The following is a 22,114-nucleotide window of genomic DNA, read 5'->3' as shown; positions in this document are numbered from 1 at the left end:
CATGTCCGCGACACACGCCGACACCATCGTCATGCCGACCCGTAAGAGCCCGGTTCCGGCGCTCACCTTCGTGGCTCTGATCCTGGTCCTCGCGATCCTGCCGGCCTTGGTATACCCAATCTTCGTGATGAAGCTGCTTTGCTTCGTCCTGTTCGCAGCAGCGTTCAACCTGCTTCTCGGCTACACGGGTCTGCTGTCGTTCGGCCACGCCGCCTTCTTTGGCGGTGCTGCCTACGTCACCGCACACGCCCTGAAGGTCTGGCAAGTGACGCCCGAATTCGCGATCCTCGCGGGCGTTGCTGCCGCGATCGTGCTTGGCCTCATCATTGGCGCGGTCGCAATTCGACGTCAGGGCATCTACTTCGCGATGATCACGCTCGCAATGGCGCAGATGTTCTACTTCTTCTGCCTGCAGGCGCCGTTCACCAACGGCGAGGACGGCATTCAGGGCTTTTCGCGCGGGTACCTGTTTGGGATCATCGATCTCAACGAGACGATGAATCTCTACTATTTCATCGCAGCGGTTACGGTGCTTTCCCTTGTCCTCATCTGGCGCATCGTCAACTCGCCGTTTGGCCAGATCCTGCGCGCCATCCGTGAGAACGAGCCTCGTACCATTTCGCTCGGCTACTCGGTCCAGCGTTTCAAGCTGGCAGCGTTCGTCATGTCGGCGGGGCTCACTGGCCTGGCCGGCGCACTGAAGGCGCTGCTGTTCCAGTTCGCAACGCTCGCGGACGTTGCCTGGCAAATGTCCGGTGAGGTCATCTTGATGACGCTGATTGGCGGTATCGGCACGTTGGCTGGTCCTGTCGTAGGTGCGGGCATCCTCATCGGGATGCAGAACTTTCTCGCCACTTCCGGCCTGCCGGTGACGATGGTGCTTGGCGGCACGTTCATGGTCTGCGTGCTTCTGTTCCGTCGCGGAGTCGTTGGCGAGGTCGTGAATCTGCTGGAGCGTCGCAAGGGATGACGGACCTTCGCGCTGCCGCAACCTTTAGCCGGGCGGATGTCGTCCGTCCGGAATGGGTCGACTACAATGGTCACATGGGCGACTTCGCCTATGCGATCGCCTTTTCGCAGACCGTAACGGCGTTCATGGACGCAATCGGCATCGACCGGGCGTACCGGGATGCGACGTCTGCCACGCTGTACACGCTCGACATGCGCATCGGCTACCAGCGCGAATGCCACCAAGGCATGGCGCTGGAGCTGACGCTTCATGTTCTGGCTGCAGACACCAAGCGCATGCATCTTTACATCGAAATGCATGACAGCGACGGCAACCTGCTGGCTTGGAACGAACAGGTGCAGTTGCACGTCTCTCGCGCGTCCGGACAGCCGAAGGCAGCTGTATTCCCGGACCATATCGCAGCCCGCATTGTGAAGGCCGCTGAAGCTGGAGCCACAATCCTGCCGCTCGCGCATATCGACAGGCGGATCGGCCTCGGGCGATAATCCGCAGAAGGCGAATTGACAAAGAGAAGGCCGGTGGATCGCTCCACCGGCCTTCTTTCATGTCTGTTGCATGAACGGTGTCAGAGCACTTCAAACAGTCCCGCGGCGCCCATACCGCCACCAACGCACATCGTAACGACAACGTAGCGAGCGCCACGGCGCTTACCCTCGATCAGCGCATGGCCGACCATGCGTGCACCCGACATGCCGTAGGGATGACCGATTGAGATGGCACCACCGTCGACGTTGAGCAATTCGTTCGGAATGCCCAGCTGATCTCGGGAAGGGATGACTTGCGCTGCGAAGGCCTCGTTCAACTCCCAAAGGCCGATGTCCTCGACCTTGAGATTGTGCTGGGCGAGGAGCTTGCGAACGGCGGGAATTGGACCGATGCCCATTTCCTCGGGGCCAACGCCCGCGACGGAGATGCCGCGATAAAGGCCGAGTGGCGCAAGGCCGCGCTTTTCAGCCTCACTGCGCTCCATCAGCACCGAGGCCGATGCACCGTCGGATAGCTGCGAGGCGTTGCCGGCGGTGATGAAGCGGCCTTCGGCAATGCGCTGGCCGTCGCGGAAGACTGGCTTGAGGTTGGTAAGGCTTTCGAGCGTCGTCTCCGGACGGTTACCCTCGTCCTTGGCAAGGGTGATTTCCTTCTCGGAGACCTCGCCGGTTGCCTTGTCGGTCACATGCATGATCGTCGTCAGCGGCACGATTTCGTCATCGAAGCGGCCGGCTGCCTGTGCCGCGGCGGTGCGCTGTTGCGACTGCAGGGCATATTCGTCCTGCGCGTCGCGGCTGACGCCGTAGCGGTCTGCAACGATCTCCGCCGTTTCCAGCATCGACATGTAAGTCTGCGGCAGGTTGGCGTCGATCCAGGGATCGCGCCAGTTAGCGATGTTCATCTGCGCGTTCTGAACCAGCGAGATCTGTTCAACGCCGCCACCGATCGTGATCTGCATACCGTCGGAGATGATCTGCTTGGCGGCAATCGCGATCGCCATCAGGCCAGAGGCGCACTGGCGGTCAACGCTCTGGCCGGGCACCGTAACCGGCAGTCCGGCACGCAGAAGGCCGGTGCGGGCGATGTTCATGTGCGTCGTGCCTTGCTGCAGGGCTGCACCGACGACAACATCCTCGATCTCGGCCGGGTCGACGCCGGCGCGTTTGACCGCATGCTCGATCGCATGACCGATCAGGCGCGGCGCGGTGGTCGCGTTGAACGCGCCGCGATACGCCTTGCCGATCGGCGTGCGCGCGGTGGAGACGATTACTGCTTCTCTCATCTGCTTCTCCCAAAATCAGTTGTCGTCAGGCACCGCCAGCGCCTTGGCGCAGGCAAGCAGCTTGTCGGTCAGTTCAATCGGCCGGCGCGTTTGCCGGTCCACGTAAACATGCACATAAGTACCGCGTGCAGCGCAGAGTTCCTCCTCGGCAGAGAACAGGCCAAAACCCCAAGTGAGGCTTGTACGCCCAACCTTCTCGACCCGAGCTCCGACCCAAAGCCGGGTCGGGAAGTTGATTTCGCTGAAGAACTCGGCGCCATTCTTGACCACTAGGCCAATCGGATCGGAGGCATCCGAAGAAAGGTCCAGAGCCCCGTGATCGATCAGCGCCATATTCAGGGCCGTGTCGAAGTATTTGAGGTAGGCAACGTTGTTGACGTGACCGTAGATGTCACAGTCCTCCCACTGCAGCACGGTCTCCTGGTTCCAAGGATAAGCGCTGCGGGGAAGGGGATAAAGGCGTTCGCTCATCTGTCAGGCCTGGCCAAGGGCTTTCCGGGCGTTCTCGATAATGCGATCGACGTGGCGCAAGCCTTCCGCGGGCTCGATCGGCGAGGAGACGTCGGCGATGCGGTCGAAGTTTGCGGCGACATCATCCGGCGTCAGCGACTTGCCGGCGAAGCAGACGCCCTCACTCTCGACGACGGCGAGGCGCGCAACCGTGCCGGCACCTGCCAAAAGAGTGGTGCGTGACGGCGCCTCCCGGCTCACGAGCCATACCGCAGCCGGCGAGACAAGTTCGGGAGCAAGCATTTGCAGCATCTCCTCGCTCATCATGTCGCCGGTCATGCGGGTAGCTGCCGTCGGGAGGATGGCATTCACATGAATTCCGTACTTTGCACCCTCAAGGTGCAGCGTGTTCATCAGGCCGATCAACGCCATCTTGGCCGCGCCGTAGTTGGACTGACCGAAATTGCCGTATGCGCCGGAAGTTGACGACGTCACCAGGATGCGGCCGTAGTTTTGCTCGCGCATCACGCCCCACACCGCCTTGGACGCGATTGCCGTGCCCATCAGATGCACGTCGACCACGGCGCGGAAATCCTCGATCGTTACTTTTGTAAAGGTCCTGTCGCGTAGGATCCCTGCATTGTTGATGAGGACATCGACGCGGCCGAATTCCTTCAGCGTACGCTCCACCATGGCCTGCATGTCGGCTTCGGAGGTGACGTTGCCGCCATCGGCAATGGCACGGCCGCCCGCTTCCTTGATCTCGCGCACAACCGCATCGGCGGCTGCGGTTGACCCACCGGTGCCGTCACGCGCTCCGCCAAAGTCGTTCACAACGACTGCCGCACCGTGCGCGGCGAGCATCAACGCATGCGAGCGGCCGAGCCCGCCACTCGCGCCAGTAACGATCGCAACCTGATCCTTGAAGCTGACGGCCATTAATTCTCTCCTTCTACAACCAGAACCAGCCATTCCGCGATGACGGCCGGCTTCTGTGTTCCTTCGACTTCGACTTCCACGGCGAAACGACGGAGCTTGCCGCCGCCCTTTGGCTCTTCAGCGACGAGCGTAAACTTGCCACGCAGGCGCGATCCGACAGGTACCGGCGCAAGGAAACGGATCTTGTCGAAGCCGTAGTTCACCTCGACGACGCCTGCGGCAGGCAGGGGCAGGGCGCTGTGCGTGAAATGGGTCAGCAGCGACAGCGACAGAAAGCCATGGGCGATCGTGCCGCCATAGGGGCCTTCGGCCTTCGCGCGCTCTGGCTCCACGTGAATGAACTGATGATCCAGTATCGCATCAGCGAACCTGTCCACGAACGGCTGATCGACGGTGATCCATTCAGAGATCAACGGTTCGCTCTGGCGGGTCAGTTCATTCATCTGGATTTTCCACTCCCTCAACGTCTGCCGCGGAATCGACAATTGCAACATACTCAGTAGTATGTTTAATGGCAGGCGTCTAGCGTTTCGCGCAGCAACTGTTCGGTGCTGGGGCAATTGCGTACCTCATGCAAATCCGCTGATATGCAGGAGAAAAAGTCTTTGGAGGAATTGATGGCCAACGCGCGGCTTGACGCGGGTGATAAGCGCGAACTGAGCGAAGCAGAAGCTCCCGTTGAGGCTGGCCGACCGCGCCGCCCGACCCGCGCGCGGCGGAACAAGGCCGATGGGGAGACTGTCGACACCAACATCGACATTCTCGACGCTGCGGCTCAGTGCTTCATGGAAATGGGCTTCCAGGGCGCGAGCATTGATGACGTCGCGCGCCGCCTCTTCGCCACCAAGGGACGCATTTACCACTATTACCGTTCCAAGACCGATCTGTTCTTCGACGTCCACCGTGAAGGCATGCGTCGCCTCAACGAAGCAGTTCACGCAGCTATGCAGACCGGCACGACCGGCCGCGCGACGCTGAACGCGATGCTGGAGGCGCATGCACTGACCATGCTGCAGAACATCGCCTACCTAGCGGTCGTTGTGCAGGGCGTTCACATGCATCGTCTGGGTGCCACCACGCTCGCGCAGCGCCAGGTGCTGGACGAGATCATGGCGATCCGCGGCGACTTCGAACGCCTGTTCATCGACGTGTTCCGCCGCGGCCAGGAGGACGGCAGCATCCGCGCCGAAAACGCCTCCATCGCCGTCAAGGGCATGCTGGGCGCGGTCAACTGGACCGCGATCTGGTACCGCCCGCGCGCCGGCGAAACGCTGGAACACAAGCAGGAGATCGCTCGCGAACTGGCGAAACGCCAGGTCGAGGGCATCGTCTAACGCCACAATCTCCATCAGAAATTCCGTCCGGCAGCAGCCGGAATATCATAGGGAATGCAGCCATGACTTCTTTGCCGTTTTCCTTCACCACGGTTGGGCAGATTCACGTCGAGTGGGGCGGCGCCGCAAAACTAGGCGAACTCCTCGGCAGCTGGTTTCCTGCCCGCAACCTGTTGATCGTAACCGATGGCGGCCTGCATAAGGCGGGCGTACTGGAACCCGCGAAGGCTTCGCTTGCCGGGTCCGGCTTCAAGGTCACGGTGTTCGATGCGGTGGTCGCCGATCCAGCCGAGCAGGTGCTTCTCGACTGCGTCTCCCAGGGGCGCGCAGCCGGCGCGGACATCGTCATTGGCATCGGCGGCGGCTCATCCATGGATGTCGCCAAGCTCGCCGCCGTCATGCTGGTCAGCGAGCAGCCGCTCTCCGAGCTCTACGGCATTGGCAACGTGCGGGGGAGGCGCCTGCCGCTCGTGCAGGTGCCAACGACTGCCGGCACCGGCTCTGAAGTCACCAACATCACCATCCTTACCCGCCCAGACCATTCGAAGATGGGTGTCGTTTCCGACCAGCTCTATGCTGACCGGGTGCTGCTCGACGCCGAGCTGACGGTTGGTCTGCCCGCGCTGCACACCGCTGCGACCGGTATCGACGCAATGGTGCATGCGATTGAAGCCTACACCAGCAAACACAAGAAGAACCCGTTGTCGGATGCGGCAGCTCGCGAGGCGCTGCGGCTTCTGTCGTCGAACCTCATTGCTGCGTGCAAGAACGGCGCAGACCGCGCAGCGCGCGAGGCGATGCTGATCGGCGCGCTTCTCGCTGGCCAGGCCTTCGCCAATGCTCCGGTCGCGGCGGTGCATGCGCTCGCCTATCCGCTCGGCGGCCGCTATCACATCCCGCACGGACTTTCGAACGCGCTGATGCTGCAGCCGGTGCTCGAGTTCAACATGAAGGCTGCCGCACCGCTCTATGCGGAGCTTGCAAATCCTGTCGGCGCAGATGTCCCGCAGGACGCCGGTTGCGAGGCCAAGGCGAACGCTTTCGTGAAGCGACTGATCGAACTGATGGATGCGTCGGGTGCACCGCGCCGCCTGCGCGACGCGGGCGTTGCCGAGGAAATGCTGCCGCAGCTTGCTGCCGACGCAATGCTGCAAACGCGCCTACTCGGCAACAATCCGGTGGAAGTTACAGAAGCGGACGCGCTCGCGCTTTATCGCGCGGCCTTCTGATAGCCAAAAAACGGGCAGCAGTTCCGGCTGAGGATGCGAACGAGGACAGCGCCTCGTTCGCACGGATCCTGTCTGTCCATAGGGAGGAATTCATGAGCACTTTCGGGACACCGAAGTCGGCCGCCCTCTATGAATGTGCCAAGCACGTCATGCCGGCCGGCAACACGCGACACACGGTCTTTCGTACGCCCCATCAGGTCTATGCTGAACGCGGCGAGGGCTGCCGGATCATCGACATCGATGGCAACAGTCGTATCGACGCCGTCGGCAACTTTACCTCGTTAATCCACGGCTATGGCTGCGAGGCGATCAAGGCAGCTGCGCGGGAACAGCTCGAGAAGGGCTTCTGTTTCGGCATGGCGACGCCGGGGGAGGTGAGGCTCTCCGAAATCCTGGTCGAACGCCTGCCTTCGGTTGAGCAGGTCCGCTACTGCAACTCCGGCACCGAAGCGGTCATGAATGCCGTGAAGGTCGCACGTGCGTTTACCGGTCGCGCCAAGATCGCAAAGTGCGAAGGCGCTTATCACGGCGCGTATGATGTGGTGGAGACCAGCCAGGAGGCGAGGCCGGAGAACTGGGGAGACGTCGACGCCCCGAACCCTGTTCCGACTGCAGCAGGAACCCCGCAGGGCGTGCTCGATGACGTCGTCATCATACCGTTCAACAATGTCGAGCTTGGCGAGAAGATCCTGCGTGCCAAGGGCAATGACCTCGCGGGCGTGCTGGTTGACGTCATGCCGAACCGCGCCGGCTTGGTTCCGGCGACACCGGAATTCCTCGAGATGCTGCGCCGCGTGACCAAAGAGACCGGCGCTCTGCTCATCTTCGATGAGGTGATCACCTTCCGCCTCGGCTACAGCGGCGCGCAGGGGCGTTATGGCATCAATCCGGATGTCACGGCGCTCGGCAAGATCATTGGCGGCGGTTTCCCGATCGGCGCAGTTGCCGGCCGCAAGGACGTGATGGCGGTCTACGACCCGTCGAACGGCGCACCCAAGGTGCAGCATGGCGGCACCTTCAGCGCCAACCCTATGTCGATGATGGCTGGCATTGCCGCGATGGAAGCCCTGACACCGGAGGTCTTTGCCCATCTGGAAGCGCTGGGCGACCGTTTCGAAGCGAAAATCACCGCCCTCTTCGAGGAACTCGGGATAGAGGCGCAGGTAACGGGTTTGGCTTCGCTGCGCCGCATCCACTTTAACAAAGCAACGCTTTCCGACTTCCGCTCAACAGTGCTGGCAGGCCCTGACGGTGCGAAGAAGGTCGCAGCGCTGTCGCGCTTGTTGTTCGACGAAGGCGTGATCATCGCGGCCAACGGCCTCGTCTGTTTCTCGACGCCGATGACCTTCGATGACATCGACCGGATCACCGACGCTTTCGCCCGTGCATTGCCGAAGCTTGCGGAAGTTTGAACCCGAATTCTCCTCGTAGTCGCTGAAAAGCTTTGCCCTTCTTTCCACATAGCGAGATCACCATGCTGCCTTTGAAAGATCCTAGCCTTCTGATCGACAAGTGCCTCGTCAATGGCGAGTGGGTTGGGGCGCAATCGGGCAAGACGGTCGACGTGACAAACCCGGCCACCGGTGACGTCATCGCTCGCATCCCGTCGGTGTCGGCTGAAGAAGTCGAAGCCGTCATCGGCCATGCCAATGCCGCCTTCCGCCCATGGGCGCGCCGCTCGGCCAAGGAACGCTCGGCGATCCTGCGCAAGTGGTTTGATCTGATGATCGAGAACGCTGATGATCTCGCTGTGATCCTCACCAGCGAGCAAGGCAAGCCGCTGGCTGAAGCACGTGGCGAGATCGTCTATGCCGCCTCCTTCGTCGAGTGGTTCGCCGAAGAAGCCAAGCGCGTTTATGGCGACACGATCCCAGCCCCGCAGGCCGACAAGCGCATCACCGTCATCCGTCAGCCGGTCGGCGTTACCGCCGCGATCACGCCGTGGAACTTCCCGGCGGCGATGATCACCCGCAAGGCAGCGCCCGCACTTGCTGCCGGCTGCACCATGATCGTACGCCCTGCGGATCTTACGCCACTGACTGCGCTTGCACTCGGCGTCTTGGCCGAACGCGCAGGTGTTCCAGCGGGCGTCCTCCAGTTCGTCACCGGCTCTAGCCGCGTCATCGGCAAGGTCCTTACCGACTCCGACACCGTGCGCAAGCTCTCGTTCACCGGCTCGACCGAGGTTGGTCGCGTGCTGATGGAGCAGAGCGCTGCGACCATCAAGCGCCTGTCCCTGGAACTCGGCGGCAATGCGCCGTTCATCGTCTTTGACGACGCTGACCTCGACGCAGCGGTTGAAGGCGCCATGATCGCCAAGTTCCGCAATGCCGGCCAGACCTGCGTCTGCGCCAACCGCATCTTCGTCCAACGCGGCGTCTATGACGCGTTTGCGGACAAGCTTGCCGCCCGCGTTTCAGCCCTGAAGGTCGGCAATGGCATGGAGCTTGGCACCGAAATCGGCCCGATGATCGAGGAAAAGGGCATCGAGAAGGTTCTCGCCCACATCGACGACGCCATCTCGAAGGGTGCGGAACTGAAGGTCGGCGGCAAGCGTCTCGACGGTCTGATGCTGCAGCCGGCAGTTCTGACCGGTGTGACCACCGATATGACGGTGACGCAGGAAGAAACCTTCGGCCCGCTCGCCCCGCTCTATGCCTTCGACACGGAAGAAGAAGCGGTTGCGATGGCCAACGACACCATCTTCGGCCTCGCCGCCTATTTCTACACCAAAGACCACGCCCGCGCGGTGCGTGTTTCAGAAGACCTCGAATACGGCATGGTCGGCCACAACACCGGCCTCATCTCCAACGAAATGTCCCCCTTCGGCGGCGTCAAGCAATCCGGCCTCGGCCGCGAAGGCTCGAAGTACGGCATCGAGGAGTATCTGGAGATGAAGTATATTTGTTCGGCCGTGTGACGAGGCAACTTAGGAAGAGCCGTGGCTGACGTCTGTATGGGCTGCCGCACGTTCTGAGCGCCGAGACCCGCCAGACAGTTTTGGCTTTCGTGGATCGTCGGCCGGCGCCAACAATACATCTGCGCGTGCTCGGAAGATTTCCTCGGTCGCTGCGTCTCGGTTCAAAGCGGTATCATCTAGGCCCACCTGTGCCATGCGATGGAGGACGTCTCGCAGGAAAGGGCTTTTCGTTCGACCGTTTCGGTCGGCGAGCACGCCTTCTCGCTCTGACCTGAAGGTCTCAGTGATAAAAGGCATATCACCTTCCGTCGCGCCGACCTCAAGCAGCGCTTCGTGTACCTCGGACCCGGTCTCAAATCTGAGGTCCTCGGCAGGGCCATAAGCTTCTAGCAGACGGTAGGCGTACCCGACTTGGCGGTCAGCTTCCCGATGCACCGAATCGCGAAGGGAGCCGCTGCGCTTGGCTGCTCGGTCGAGCTTCTCGATCTCGTCTCGCATCGACTCGATTTCGAGCGCGAAGATCTTCGCAAGCTGTTCTTTCGTCGCCATCCTCGCCCTCGGCAACAACTCGATCTCTAGCAGTAGGGCATTGAGCCGCCGTGCTACCACGGAAGCCTTTTTACGGTCGGATAGTCTAAGGCTAAGTGAAAGGCGGGTGTGGGCGTCCTTCGTGAGTTGTTCGGTCAGCGTGTGCGCGCATTGCTGGCAGAGCGTTGCCGGAAGGAAGTCCAGCAAAGCTTTGACGGCAGGTCTTTGACAAAGAGGTCCGGTGAAGTCGCTGAGCTCAACGATACGGGTGAGAGCGGCGGTGAGAAAGTCGGCCACGGTAGCGGCGGGATAGTCCTGCTGCGCCGGAGTAAAACCCGGCCACCTATTTACCCTTCTGCGACGAATGCAGGAGGGCCTGGGGATCTACACCGTGGAACTTTATCTGAAGGTGCGACTGGCTGTCTCGGAAGGGATGAGCCGGCGTCAGGCTGCAAAGCATTTCAACATATCTCGCGACAGCGTTGCCAAGATGGTGTCGTATTCGACGCCGCCGGGCTATCAGCGTCAATTGCCGATCCGGCCGAGGTCTTCTCGACCGTCGCCCGTGGCAGGTAGGGGTAAATGGACAGGTCCAGTCTCGGCGGCCGACGCTCCACCCGGCACAGGATCAGATGCTTCACTGCATCAAAGCCGATCGCGCCGAGCTGAATGGCCTGCTTCACGGCCGCATGCAGGTCCGCAAGGTCGAAGCTTTCCAGCAGGCGCAGAACCTGCACGTATTCCCGCCGGCCATGCTTTGCCATGCGGCCTTCCATCAGCCGGCGTAGCGTGGCGAACTCCTCCGGCAGGTCCCAGCCTTGGAGTGGCGCTGCCTGATCCAGCGCATTGATCTTCTGCTCGATCAGCGGCAGGTAATGGACCGGGTCGAAGATGACGTCTTCGCGCTCCCAGCTTCGGGGATGGCGGGCAATGATCTCGCCGCGGCAGCCGATCACCACTTTGTCGACATAGCCTCTGACCCAGACGTCCTGATGGCCGTATGCGACCGGCACGGAGTAGTCGTTGGTCTTGTAGCGCACCAGTGACTGGGCCGTCACAATAGCACTCGCCTGGTCGCAGGCGTCGAAGGGCGACGCCGGCAAAGGACGCATGGCCGCCAGATCCCGCTGCAATCGTTCTCCGATCGTCTCGCTCGCGCCGCGCAGCTTGTCGCTCTGGCGCTTGCGGCACTGTTCTTCCAGGAAGGCGTTAAACGCATCCCATGTTGGAAACTGCGGGATTGGCACCATGAAGTTGCGCCGGGCATAGCCGACAAGACCCTCGACATTCCCCTTGTCGTTGCCTTTCCCAGGACGGCTATAGCGATCCCGGATCAGATAGTGGGACAGGAAGCCGCTGAACAACGCTGCCCGCTTACGCGTGCCGTCGGGCAGGATCTTCGCCACAAGGCAGCGATCATTGTCATAGACGATCGATTGAGGGACGGCCCCAAAGAACGCGAATGCATGTATGTGGCCATCGACCCAAGCCTCGGCCACCGCAGCCGGATAGGCGCGCACATAGCAGCCGTCGCTATGCGGCAGATCGAGCACGAAGAAGCGGGCCTTCTGCTCGACGCCGCCGATCACCACCATCGCTTCACCGAAATCGGCCTGCGCATGGCCCGGCGGATGCGACAGCGGCACGAAGACTTCCTGGCGGCGCTGATCCCGCTCGCGCATGTAATCCTTGATGATCGTATAGCCGCCGGTGAAGCCGCACTCGTCACGCAGCCGATCGAACACACGCTTGGCGGTATGGCGCTGCTTGCGCGGCATCTGCATATCCGCATCGAGCCACTGGTCGATCGTCGACACAAACGCATCCAGCTTAGGCCGCCGGATCGGTGACCGCCGCTGATAGCCGGGTGGTGTCGAATACGACACCATCTTCGCAACGCTGTCGCGCGAGATGTTGAAATGCTTCGCCGCCTGACGCTGCGTCATCCCTTCGGAAACAGCCAGACGAAACCCTTAAATAAAGTTCCACGGTGTAGATCCCCTGTCCCTCCTGCGCTCATTGCAGAAAGGAAATAGGTGGCCGGATTTTACTCCGCCCGCGGCAGCATTATGCCGCCGCTACCGTGGCCGACTTTTGCACCGCCGCTCTCACAATTTCAGTCTGAGAGAGACCTTCTCGGTAATGCAACCATCCCGCCTTTGCCGCGTGGTCGAGCTTGCGCTTGGTAGTATCTACCATATCACATCCCGCGGCGGGCGGTTGCAGACGTGATTGGATTCCAGGTTGCTCCTGGCCATCCATGTTGAATCAATCAGTGTCCAGCGATGCAAAGAGGGTTGGCACTTCGACGAGCCGAGGGGTAACCGCCTCACTGTCGATCAGATGGAATAATGCATTCAGCATGCCAGAGACGTCCTGACGCAGCATCACGATGTTCTCGTTTAGGATGGGGACCATCGGATCCCAGTCAAAGCATCCGATATGGGGGAGATGATCCCCGAAGTGGCGGCTTGTTTTGATCCACCGCATCACGCCCTCAAGCGGTATGGTAGAATTAACGAACATGGCAGCTGGAAGCTTGCCGCGTTCGGCTGCCAGCTCGCGCAAAGCAGCATCTGCCTTATCGGGAGCGTAGCCTGTCGCGAGGATCATGGAGGGGTCCACAGAAATACCTGCCTCTTGATGTGCTTCCGTAAAACCTCGAATTCGTTCCGTGGTGTTATGGTCAGACCGCCCGCCGACATAAAGCAGGGGTTGGCCGGGAGCTCGCGTATCGGCCGAGGCAGCGAGAATCCGCTTAGTCAGGGCGTACGCTCCGCCGCGATTGTCCGAAATCACGGAAGGTGCCATCTTCCCTGGTAGATCCAGATTGAGCGAGCGTACGCCCGCTTTCGAACAAAGCTTAGTGATACGATCCGGGTCAGTGGCACCGGTAGCCACTAGACAATCCACCTGATGGGATATCATCGCACGGGCAGCTTGCACTTCTAGTTCTGGATCGCGCTGTGTGCACGTCACGATAGGAAACAGGCCGCGCTCGCGTGCCCTGCTTTCAAACTTTTCTACGATAGAACCGAAGTAGCGGTTGTCATATTTGGGCACGATCATCCCGATCAGCCGGGACGTTTCACGGCGAAGACCGCTCGCCTGCATATTCAGAGCAAAGCCGTTTTCATCCGCGATTTGTTTGATGCGCTCTGCTAACGAAACGCTGATCCGGCGCTTCTTCCACGTGCCGTTCAGAACCGAACTCACCGCGGTTGGTGAGGCTCCAGCGAGCGCTGCCACGTCGTAGATCGTTAGTCGTTTCACTGGTGCACTTTGCGACTTCGTCAAACTTCATCTCCTGAAGATACGCCAGCTTGACAGGCTGAAATCGATTATGCAAGTCTCTGCTACATCGGTTGAGCAATGAGGCTCAATCGGTTGTGCATCGAACAAACGCGCTAGGCGAGCTGGGAGGTTGGTTCACCTTTTGCCTGATCAACACGCTTCTCTGCGAGGGTTTCGCAGCGGCTGTGGTGGTGATGGGCTTTGGGGCCGCCAGAATCGCTGATGGCGCTAGAGGAGGAGAAGAAATGAGAACTAAGATGCTGTATGCTGCTGTCGGGCTCGCGGCCTTGTTGGCCGGAAATGCGGCTAACGCTCAGACAAGCGGAACCGTGGCGTTTTTGATGCCCGATCAAGGCTCGACCCGCTACGAGGAGCATGATTATCCGGGATTCAAGGCTGAAATGGCAAAGCTCTGCCCGGATTGCAAGGTGATCTATCAGAACGCGAACGCTGACATGTCGCTGCAGCAACAGCAGTTCAACTCCGCGATTACGCAGGGCGCGAAGGTGATTGTCCTCGATCCCGTGGACTCGTCTGCCGCGGCCGCGCTCGTAAACCTTGCGCAGTCTCAGGACGTCAAGGTGATCGCGTATGACCGTCCGATCCCCGACACTCCTGCAGACTACTATGTATCGTTCGACAATGAAGGTCTCGGCTACGCCATCGCGAAGTCTTTGGTGGATCACATGAAGGCCGAGGGCGTTCCTGAAGGTTCGGGCGTGCTGCAGATCAATGGTTCGCCGACTGACGCGGCAGCTGGCTTGATCCGTGATGGCATCCATCGTGGCCTGGAAGGATCGGGCTACAAGACGTTGGCAGAATACGACACGCCGGATTGGAAGCCGAGTAAGGCACAGGAGTGGACCGCTGGGCAGATCACGCGCTTTGGCGATGAGATCAAGGGTGTTGCTGCGGCCAACGATGGTACCGCAGGTGGAGCGATCGCGGCTTTCAAAGCGGCTGGCGTTGACCCGGTGCCTCCGGTGACGGGGAACGATGCCGTCATCGCGGCTCTACAGTTGATCATCTCGGGCGATCAGTACAACACGATCTCCAAGCCGTCGGAGATCGTTGCGGCAGCGGCTGCCAAGGCCGCTGTGCAATTCCTGAATGGAGAGACTCCTGAGGCAAAGACTGAGCTCTACAACACTCCGTCCGAGCTGTTCGTACCTGCCGTTGTCACATCTGAGAACATCAAGGCTGAGATCTTCGACAAGGGGATCCAGACGCCTGAAGAGGTGTGCACGGGTGAGTACGCAGAGGGTTGCAAGGCTCTCGGTATAACGAAGTAAGAGGGCAAGTACCTGTCTGTGCCGTTAAGCGCCGACAGGTAGCATCCGGCTGGTGCCTCCCTCCAGCCGGATGCTGAATCCGTCCTCTGAACAGGTTGTTGAGGTCAATGATGACGCTTTCAAGTGGGTCACCTGTCGCTGGCGAGGTGATACTTAGCCTTAGTGGAATTTCTAAAAAGTTCGGCGCTGTCTCAGCTTTGACAGACATCGATCTTGAAGTGCGGGCCGGAGAGGTGGTGGCCCTCGTGGGCGACAACGGTGCGGGAAAATCCACTTTGGTGAAAACTCTCGCGGGTGTGCACCAGCCAACCTCGGGGTCCATAAAATTCATGGGGCGAGAGGTTGTGTTGGATAGCCCTGCCACGGCCCTGAACCAGGGTATCGCAACGGTGTTCCAGGACTTGGCGCTTTGTGAGAACCTTGATGTGGTGGCCAACCTGTTCCTCGGTCACGAGCTCAACCCATTCCGTCTCAATGAAGTTCAGATGGAAGTTCGGGCTTGGACCTTACTTCAAGAGCTAGCGGCACGGATCCCCTCGGTTCGTGAGCCTATAGCTTCTCTCTCAGGCGGGCAGCGGCAGACGGTTGCCATCGCCAGATCTCTTCTTCTAGATCCCAAGATCATCATGCTTGACGAGCCGACTGCGGCGCTCGGAGTAGCCCAAACCGCCGAGGTGCTGAACCTGATCGAGCGAGTGCGTGATCGCGGGCTCGGGGTCATCATGATTAGCCACAACATGGAAGATGTGCGCGCTGTCGCGGACCGGATCGTCGTGCTGCGTCTGGGGCGTAACAACGGCGTCTTCAGCCCAGAATCCAGCAACGAGGAACTGGTTGCGGCCATAACAGGCGCAACTGAGAATTCTGTATCGCGCCGCAACAAACGCAAAGCAGTGGAAGTCGAAGGGCCGCGGGCATGAGTAGTACAGCAAACAAGCCCCTGGATCGAGCGGACGAGCGCGTCAGCCATGACGACAGCGTGATGGGCACATTGTCGGCCTTTGTTGATCGCATACGTTCTGGCGACTTGGGTATGTTACCTGTTGCCGTCGGGCTACTGGTAATTTCAGCCGTCTTCACGAGCCTCAACCCCCTGTTTCTTGCGCCCAACAACCTAGTCAATCTCCTGTTCGATTGCGCCACGGTTGGCGTCATATCGCTAGGGATTGTCTGTGTACTAATGCTCGGCGAGATCGACCTCTCGGTGGGTTCGATGAGTGGGTTGGCATCTGCGATACTTGGCGTGTTCTGGGTGAACATGGGCGTGCCGATCCCGCTCGCGATCCTGGTCGCGGTTGCAACGGGCGCGTTGGTGGGTGCCGTCTACGCTTCGCTGTTCAACTGGATTGGGATGCCGAGCTTCATCTCCACGCTAGCAGGGCTACTGGCTCTCTTGGGCTGCCAGCTTTACCTGCTCGGCAATACTGGCTCCATCAATCTGCCTTACGCTTCGCCGCTGGTTAAGTTCGGCCAGCTCTGGATCATGCCCGCCTGGTTTGCCCATCTCGTTGCGGTGCTTCCAGGACTCGTCATTCTTTATGCAGGACTACGAATAGCTAAGGAGCGCAAGGACGTTGGGCTGACGGCGCAGCCGCTTGGTGTTCGGCTGGCAAAAGTCATTGCCTTGACTGCCACCCTGGAGTTCGCAGTCTGGTACCTGAACCTCGGCCGAGGCGTGCCATGGATGTTTGGCTTGTTCGCGCTTCTGGTTGTTGTGATGAACTACGCTTTGACGCGCACGAAATGGGGCCGCTCAATGTTCGCGGTCGGCGGAAACCGCGAGGCGGCCCGACGCGCCGGGATCAACATCAAGCGCATCTACCTTTCCGCCTTTGTGCTATGCTCGAGCCTCGCCGCGCTCGGTGGCATCTTGTCGGCATCTCGCCTGGCGTCTTCAAGCCAGCAGGCTGGGACGGGAGATGTCAATCTTAACGCGATTGCCGCTGCGGTTATCGGTGGAACCAGCCTATTCGGAGGGCGGGGAAGCGCCTACTCAGCCTTGCTAGGGGTCATCGTGATCCAAGCGATATCCAACGGCCTGACGCTTCTAAACCTGCCTTCGAGTCTACGTTACATGATCACTGGTGGAGTCCTCGCCATCGCCGTCATCGTGGATTCTCTTGCGCGACGTTCGCGAGCAAGTCACGGACGCGGTTGACCAATTTCTGGAGATAAAGAAATGACTGATGAGATGAAGGGCAAGGTTGTCGCCATCACGGGAGCAGCCTCGGGAATTGGCCTGCAAACTGCTCGCACGCTGGTGGCCGCGGGAGCAACCGTAGTCTTGATTGATAGAGCCGAGGAAAGGCTAAACCAGCTTTGCAAAGAGATAGGGCCAAGTGCGCTGCCGCTTGTGGTTGATCTTCTAGATGGTCCGCAAGTTTCGGCCATTCTTCCACGCATTCTGGAGGTCGCCGGTGGTCTCGACGTCTTCTATGCCAACGCTGGAGCATACATCGGCGGCAAAGTTGCAGAAGGCGATCCTGATGCGTGGGACAAGATGTTAAACCTGAACATCAATGCGGCATTCCGTTCTGTTCATGCGGTACTACCGCATATGATCGCGCAGAAGTCTGGAGATATTGTCTTCACCTCGTCAGTCGCTGGCGTGATCCCGGTTGTTTGGGAACCGATCTATACGGCTTCCAAATTCGCGGTTCAGGCCTTCGTCCATTCTACTCGTCGCCAGGTCGCTCCGCATGGCATCAGAGTCTGCGCCGTCCTGCCAGGTCCCGTTGTTACCGCTCTCCTCGATGATTGGCCCAAGGCAAAGATGGAGGAAGCGCTGGCGAACGGGAGCCTCATGCAGCCACAGGAGGTAGCGGATGCTGTCCTCTTCATGCTGACCCGCAAGCGAACCGTCACTGTTCGCGATCTGGTCATCATGCCGACGAGCTTGGACCTGTAGGTGTGAGGCAGACGGTGGCTACTTCAAAACGCGATGAACGGGTGATCCTTGGGGTCGACGTGGGCACTGGTAGTGCGCGGGCAGCATTGTTCGACCTCTCGGGCAAGATGCTTGCTGCTGCGAAGCAAGACATCACGCTCTGGCGGGGGCCGGGAGCACTTGCTGAGCAATCATCGGCCGATATTTGGGCTGCCGTTTGCCACACTGTCCGTACTGCGCTAGCCGAAGCCAGTGTTGATCCCGAACGAGTTGCTGGGATCGGCTTCGATGCTACCTGTTCCCTAGTAGTGTTGGGGGAGGGAGGAAGTTCTCTTCCTGTTGGTCCGTCGGAAGACCCTTCTCGAGACATCATTGTATGGATGGACCATCGTGCGATCGAACAGGCCGAACGCATCAACGCGACGGGTCACGACGTTCTAGAATACGTAGGTGGTCGCATATCTCCGGAAATGGAGACGCCGAAGCTCCTCTGGCTGAAGGAAGAGCGGCCGGAGGTGTTCAACCGAGCGTGGCAGTTCTTCGATCTCGCTGATTTTCTAACTTGGAAGTCAACAGGTGACCTGTCCCGCTCAACCTGTACGGTCACCTGCAAATGGACCTACCTGGCTCATGAACGCCGCTGGGATCCGACCTACTTCAGGCAGATCGGACTTGATGAACTTGCTGATGAGGGTTTTGTCAGGATCGGCACGAACATCGCGGATCCTGGAACCCCGCTCGGCCAAGGGCTTACGGCAGCAGCGGCAGCCGATTTAGGTCTGGTTCCCGGCACTCCGGTTGCAGCTGGGATGATAGATGCTCACGCGGGCGGTATCGGCACCGTCGGGATTGAAGGCAATCCTGCTACCCATATGGGATACGTGTTCGGAACATCCTCCTGCACCATGACCTCAACGACAGATCCGGTTTTCGTCCGTGGAGTCTGGGGGCCGTACTTCTCCGCGATGGTTCCTGGAATGTGGCTGAATGAAGGAGGACAGTCGGCAGCGGGAGCCGCGATAGATCACCTCGTTGCCTGTCATCCTGCAAGCCAACAGGCGCGGGAGGTGGCGCAAGAACGCGGAGTATCGGTCGCGCAGCTTCTGACAGAGAAGCTGACTGAAAACGCGACCTCATTCAGCGGTCTCGTGCAAAGGGTTGAGGGCCTTCATGTTGTGCCGGAATTCCTTGGCAACCGAGCGCCTAATGCCGATCCGCATGCCCGTGCTGTCATCTCTGGCTTAGGTATCGAGCGCGATCTTGAGAGCCTCGCATTACTGTACCTGGCAGGCATCTATGGCATTGGGTACGGATTGCGACAGATCATCGATACCCAGTCGGATGCGGGTGCGCCCGTGGAGAAGGTTGTGATATCGGGTGGCGCTGGACAATCCGAGTTGATCCGCCAGCTGCTTGCCGACGCAATAGGCAAGCCAGTGCTTGCTTCCGACGCAGAGGAGCCTGTGCTCCTAGGGGCAGCACTACTAGGGTCGGTTGCGGGCAAACTTTTTGACGACCTTCCCGCCGCAATGGCGCAGACTAGTCGCATTGGAGCCACGTACGAGCCCGCGGGAGATGAGGTCGATGCCTCCCATCAAAGGCGCTACCAGGCCTTCTTGCGACTTCAAGCTTTAGCGAAGGAAATCCGGTGAAGCGGTTTTTACAGGCGGGCCATGAGCTGATCGTGTGGTCGCGACAGCTGATGCGCTAGAGGCGCTGCGTTCATCATAGAGAGGAGAGTCGAATGAAAAACCGCTTGGGGCTGCACGCCAACGTTTGGGTGGCGGGTTGGAGCGAAGAAGAAGCGATCCGTGCGATCGACAAGACTGCGGAAATGGGCTTCGATCTGATCGAGATCTCGGCAATGGCCCCCCACCTGATGAACATCGAGGTCACGCGCCAGCGGTTAGAGAAGGCAGGTATTGGAGTTACAATGTCGCTCGGGCTCGAGGCCGAGAAGGACATATCATCGCCGGATTCAGAACGCGTTAGGGCAGGAGAAGCACATCTACTGGATGTTGTATCGATGGCGCGTGATGTTGGCGCGACGCATGTCTGCGGCATCCTTTACTCGGCTTTCCAAAAATACTCCGAACCAGCAACATCCGCTGGTGTCGCCTCTTCGATTGAAGTGATGGCTCGCGTAGCCGAAAAAGCGGCAGCCTGCGGCATCACGCTGGGCATGGAGGTCGTCAATCGGTACGAAAGCAATATGATCAATACCGCGGCTCAGGCTGTTGAGTACTGCCGTCGCGTAGGAGCGGCGAACGTTAAGGTTCATCTTGACGTTTACCACATGAATATCGAAGAGGCCGACGCGGTGGCGGCGATCCATGCGACTGGCGATTATCTGGGATATTTTCATACTGGCGAAAGCCATCGCGGCTACATGGGCACAGGCTCCATAGATCTGAAATCTGTGTTTCAGGCTTTAGCCCGTATCGGTTACAGCGGCCCTATCACCTATGAATCGTTCTCATCCCGTGTGGTTGGGCAGCCATTGACGGGCATCCTCGGCATTTGGCGTGAGACGTGGGAGGATGGGGATGATCTTGTTCGTCATGCCATGATGTACACGCAAGCACAGATGATTGCCGCGCAGAACGCAGTCTCGCGAACGTCAAGACTACCTTGACCGGACCGTCATGGTCGGGGACCCACTCGGCGGAGTGATCCGTTAACCGGGAAAGCATTTCACGCTTGATCCCGCCGCGACCATGGGGAAGCGCGAACTTCCGTCGTGGGGGATCCCTGGTGCCAGCTTGGAGTTATATCGGCTGTCAGATGAAGTCCTCCTCGGAAAGTGAGCTGCACCCCCTTTGACCGGACATTCGACATAAACAGGCATTCCGGGACTGGGTCTGGATCGACCCCGATCGCACCGACCGGCTGGCCGCGATTACAACACCCGTTTCAACAATATCGCGCCGCGTAAATTGCAAGCGCCCGGTGAGGGCCGCCTTGCGAGGTTGATGCGAACATCGGAAGTCCTAGTGGTAGCACTAGGAGTAGTCGTATGACGAAGCATCCGATTGAAGTGATCACGTCTGTCGAGCGCCGTCGCCGCTGGTCTCGCGAGGAGAAGGAGCGGCTCGTTGCTGCCTGCTTTGAACCTGGCGCTGTGATCTCGGAGGTAGCCCGCGCAGCCGGTATCCATGTCAGCCAGCTCTTTCGTTGGCGCAAAGAACTGTGCCGGATCGAGGAGCCGTCGATGCAGGTATCGAGCACGTTGGTGCCCGTGATCGTGTCGGAGACCGCGCCGGCAGCCCAATCCGCTGCCCCGGAAACGCCGGTTCCGCCACCACCTCGCCGGAAGCGCAGCGATGTGACGATTGAGCTAGGCCGTGGTCGTCGTGTCCGCGTGGACAGCGACATCGACACGGAGGCGCTCGGTCGCATTCTCGACTGTGTGCTGGGTCGGCGATGATCCCTGTTCCTGGTGGTGTGAAGGTCTGGTTGGCGACCGGCTATACGGACATGCGCAAGGGCTTTCCCGGTCTGTCGCTGATGGTGCAAGAGACACTGAAGCGCGATCCGATGTGCGGGCACCTGTTCGTGTTCCGCGGGCGTGGCGGCGGTCTGATCAAGGTCATTTGGCACGATAGCCAGGGAGCTTGCTTGTTCACGAAGAAGCTGGAGCGGGGACGCTTTGTATGGCCGTCGGTGGCCGATGGTACGGTGGTAATTACGCCTGGACAGCTCGGTTATCTGCTGGAGGGTATCGACTGGCGGATGCCGCAAAAGACCTGGCGACCAACATCAGTCGGATGAGCAAAAACGCTGGAATGGCGGGGGCGAATATGATTCCATCAGCCCATGAACGATGCGGCTGAACAGCTTCCTGACGACCTTGCCAGCGCACTTGCGGCCTTGGCGGCGGAGCGTGCCCGACGCATTACGGCCGAGGCCGAGGCAGCGACCGCCAAGGCAGAGGCCGCCAGCGCGAAGGCGCTCGTGTCGCATTCCGAGGCGCTGATCGCGCGGTTGAAGCTGGAGATCGAGAAAGTCCGCCGGGAGCTTTATGGCAGTCGCTCCGAGCGCAAAGCGCGGCTTCTCGAACAGATGGAACTGCAGCTCGAGGAGCTGGAGGCTGATGCTGGCGAAGATGAATTGGCGGCGGAGATCGCAGCCAATGCCTCGACCGTCAGGGCCTTCGAGCGCAAGCGCCCATCACGCAAGCCGTTTCCCGAGCATCTCCCGCGCGAACGTGTCGTCATTGCTGCTCCGACAAACTGCTCCTGCTGCGGCTCTGCCAAGCTGTCGAAGCTCGGTGAGGATATCACAGAGACACTGGAGGTCATCCCTCGTCAGTGGAAGGTCATTCAGACCGTGCGGGAGAAGTTCTCCTGCCGCGAATGCGAGAAGATCACCCAACCGCCAGCACCCTTCCATGTGACGCCGCGCGGTTTTGCCGGGCCAAACCTTCTGGCGATGATCCTGTTCGAGAAGTTCGCCCAGCATCAGCCGCTCAATCGCCAAAGCGAACGCTATGCCCGCGAGGGC

Annotated in this window: 21 protein-coding genes and 2 pseudogenes; 16 read left to right on the top strand and 7 right to left on the bottom strand. The window is 60.0% G+C overall.

The window, feature by feature from the left end:
* The first annotated feature begins 1 nt into the window (after window position 1).
* Both ACEPP2_RS19000 and ACEPP2_RS18995 read left to right on the top strand, forming a co-directional pair.
* On the top strand, window positions 2–970 hold the full coding sequence (locus tag ACEPP2_RS19000; RefSeq protein WP_395517585.1) for a branched-chain amino acid ABC transporter permease: 969 nt from the start codon (window positions 2–4) through the stop codon (window positions 968–970).
* Window positions 967–1,455, top strand: coding sequence for a thioesterase family protein (locus ACEPP2_RS18995; RefSeq protein WP_395517584.1), 489 nt, complete (start codon window positions 967–969; stop codon window positions 1,453–1,455). The genes ACEPP2_RS19000 and ACEPP2_RS18995 overlap by 4 nt, the downstream gene beginning before the upstream one ends.
* Window positions 1,456–1,535: 80 nt before the next feature.
* On the opposite strand, the gene ACEPP2_RS18990 is transcribed toward ACEPP2_RS18995, so the two are convergent.
* Genes ACEPP2_RS18990 through ACEPP2_RS18975 form a run of 4 tightly spaced genes read right to left on the bottom strand, consistent with a single transcriptional unit; the run spans window position 1,536 to window position 4,570 of the window.
* Window positions 1,536–2,738, bottom strand: a complete 1,203-nt coding sequence (locus tag ACEPP2_RS18990) for an acetyl-CoA C-acyltransferase (RefSeq protein WP_395517583.1) — start codon at window positions 2,736–2,738, stop codon at window positions 1,536–1,538.
* Window positions 2,739–2,753: 15 nt separating this feature from the next.
* The gene (locus tag ACEPP2_RS18985) at window positions 2,754–3,209 is read right to left on the bottom strand and encodes an acyl-CoA thioesterase (RefSeq protein ID WP_395517582.1); all 456 of its coding nucleotides are present in this window, start codon (window positions 3,207–3,209) and stop codon (window positions 2,754–2,756) included.
* 3 nt (window positions 3,210–3,212) lie between these two features.
* Window positions 3,213–4,127: an SDR family NAD(P)-dependent oxidoreductase gene (locus ACEPP2_RS18980; protein ID WP_395517581.1), complete on the bottom strand. Its 915-nt coding sequence runs from the start codon at window positions 4,125–4,127 to the stop codon at window positions 3,213–3,215.
* The gene (locus tag ACEPP2_RS18975) at window positions 4,127–4,570 is read right to left on the bottom strand and encodes a MaoC family dehydratase (RefSeq protein WP_395517580.1); all 444 of its coding nucleotides are present in this window, start codon (window positions 4,568–4,570) and stop codon (window positions 4,127–4,129) included. Before ACEPP2_RS18975 ends, ACEPP2_RS18980 begins: the two co-directional genes overlap by 1 nt.
* A 174-nt stretch (window positions 4,571–4,744) precedes the next feature.
* On the opposite strand from ACEPP2_RS18975, the gene ACEPP2_RS18970 reads away from it, so the two are divergent.
* From ACEPP2_RS18970 to ACEPP2_RS18955, 4 genes are all read left to right on the top strand, one after another.
* Window positions 4,745–5,461 carry a TetR family transcriptional regulator gene (locus ACEPP2_RS18970; RefSeq protein ID WP_395517579.1) on the top strand — a complete coding sequence of 239 codons (717 nt, stop codon included), beginning with the start codon at window positions 4,745–4,747 and terminating at the stop codon, window positions 5,459–5,461.
* Between the two features lie 62 nt (window positions 5,462–5,523).
* Entirely contained in the window at window positions 5,524–6,690 is a 1,167-nt protein-coding gene (locus ACEPP2_RS18965) for an iron-containing alcohol dehydrogenase (protein WP_395517578.1), read from the top strand.
* A 92-nt stretch (window positions 6,691–6,782) separates the two neighbouring features.
* Complete coding sequence (locus ACEPP2_RS18960) at window positions 6,783–8,102, top strand: aspartate aminotransferase family protein (RefSeq protein ID WP_395517577.1); 1,320 nt, start codon at window positions 6,783–6,785, stop codon at window positions 8,100–8,102.
* A gap of 62 nt (window positions 8,103–8,164) precedes the next feature.
* Complete coding sequence (locus ACEPP2_RS18955) at window positions 8,165–9,610, top strand: NAD-dependent succinate-semialdehyde dehydrogenase (RefSeq protein WP_395517576.1); 1,446 nt, start codon at window positions 8,165–8,167, stop codon at window positions 9,608–9,610.
* 9 nt (window positions 9,611–9,619) lie between these two features.
* On the opposite strand, the gene ACEPP2_RS18950 is transcribed toward ACEPP2_RS18955, so the two are convergent.
* Window positions 9,620–10,435, bottom strand: a complete 816-nt coding sequence (locus tag ACEPP2_RS18950; protein ID WP_395517575.1) for a hypothetical protein — start codon at window positions 10,433–10,435, stop codon at window positions 9,620–9,622.
* 94 nt (window positions 10,436–10,529) lie between these two features.
* Between ACEPP2_RS18950 and ACEPP2_RS21180 the strand changes: the two are divergent.
* Window positions 10,530–10,679, top strand: a pseudogene (locus ACEPP2_RS21180) (helix-turn-helix domain-containing protein); the annotation flags it as partial.
* Here ACEPP2_RS21180 and istA read toward each other — a convergent pair.
* Window positions 10,678–12,127, bottom strand: a pseudogene (gene istA, locus ACEPP2_RS18945) (IS21 family transposase); the annotation flags it as partial. The pseudogenes ACEPP2_RS21180 and istA sit on opposite strands and share 2 nt — an antisense overlap.
* A gap of 279 nt (window positions 12,128–12,406) precedes the next feature.
* Window positions 12,407–13,435, bottom strand: a complete 1,029-nt coding sequence (locus ACEPP2_RS18940; RefSeq protein WP_395517574.1) for a substrate-binding domain-containing protein — start codon at window positions 13,433–13,435, stop codon at window positions 12,407–12,409.
* A 242-nt stretch (window positions 13,436–13,677) separates the two neighbouring features.
* Here ACEPP2_RS18940 and ACEPP2_RS18935 point away from each other — a divergent pair, with 242 nt between their 5' ends.
* From ACEPP2_RS18935 to ACEPP2_RS18895, 9 genes are all read left to right on the top strand, one after another.
* Window positions 13,678–14,724 carry an ABC transporter substrate-binding protein gene (locus ACEPP2_RS18935; RefSeq protein ID WP_395517626.1) on the top strand — a complete coding sequence of 349 codons (1,047 nt, stop codon included), beginning with the start codon at window positions 13,678–13,680 and terminating at the stop codon, window positions 14,722–14,724.
* A gap of 107 nt (window positions 14,725–14,831) precedes the next feature.
* Window positions 14,832–15,644, top strand: coding sequence for an ATP-binding cassette domain-containing protein (locus ACEPP2_RS18930; RefSeq protein WP_395517573.1), 813 nt, complete (start codon window positions 14,832–14,834; stop codon window positions 15,642–15,644).
* The gene (locus tag ACEPP2_RS18925; RefSeq protein WP_395517572.1) at window positions 15,641–16,882 is read left to right on the top strand and encodes a sugar ABC transporter permease; all 1,242 of its coding nucleotides are present in this window, start codon (window positions 15,641–15,643) and stop codon (window positions 16,880–16,882) included. The genes ACEPP2_RS18930 and ACEPP2_RS18925 overlap by 4 nt, the downstream gene beginning before the upstream one ends.
* A 21-nt stretch (window positions 16,883–16,903) precedes the next feature.
* A complete protein-coding gene (locus ACEPP2_RS18920; protein ID WP_395517571.1) occupies window positions 16,904–17,632 on the top strand; it encodes an SDR family oxidoreductase in 729 nt (242 codons plus the stop codon).
* 14 nt (window positions 17,633–17,646) lie between these two features.
* Window positions 17,647–19,263 carry an FGGY-family carbohydrate kinase gene (locus ACEPP2_RS18915; RefSeq protein WP_395517570.1) on the top strand — a complete coding sequence of 539 codons (1,617 nt, stop codon included), beginning with the start codon at window positions 17,647–17,649 and terminating at the stop codon, window positions 19,261–19,263.
* Between the two features lie 92 nt (window positions 19,264–19,355).
* Window positions 19,356–20,246: a sugar phosphate isomerase/epimerase family protein gene (locus ACEPP2_RS18910; RefSeq protein WP_395517569.1), complete on the top strand. Its 891-nt coding sequence runs from the start codon at window positions 19,356–19,358 to the stop codon at window positions 20,244–20,246.
* Window positions 20,247–20,627: 381 nt separating this feature from the next.
* Complete coding sequence (gene tnpA / locus ACEPP2_RS18905; RefSeq protein ID WP_395517568.1) at window positions 20,628–21,038, top strand: IS66-like element accessory protein TnpA; 411 nt, start codon at window positions 20,628–20,630, stop codon at window positions 21,036–21,038.
* Window positions 21,035–21,382 (top strand): IS66 family insertion sequence element accessory protein TnpB, encoded by a 348-nt coding sequence (gene tnpB, locus ACEPP2_RS18900; RefSeq protein WP_077549229.1) that lies wholly within the window; start codon window positions 21,035–21,037, stop codon window positions 21,380–21,382. Before tnpA ends, tnpB begins: the two co-directional genes overlap by 4 nt.
* A gap of 45 nt (window positions 21,383–21,427) precedes the next feature.
* The coding region (locus ACEPP2_RS18895; protein ID WP_395517567.1) for an IS66 family transposase at window positions 21,428–22,114 on the top strand (687 nt) is incomplete at its 3' end.

The sequence above is a fragment of the Pseudorhizobium flavum genome, from assembly GCF_044142885.1.
In the GTDB taxonomy this organism is placed as follows: domain Bacteria; phylum Pseudomonadota; class Alphaproteobacteria; order Rhizobiales; family Rhizobiaceae; genus Neorhizobium; species Neorhizobium flavum.
This window is presented reverse-complemented; position numbering and strand designations above follow the sequence as displayed.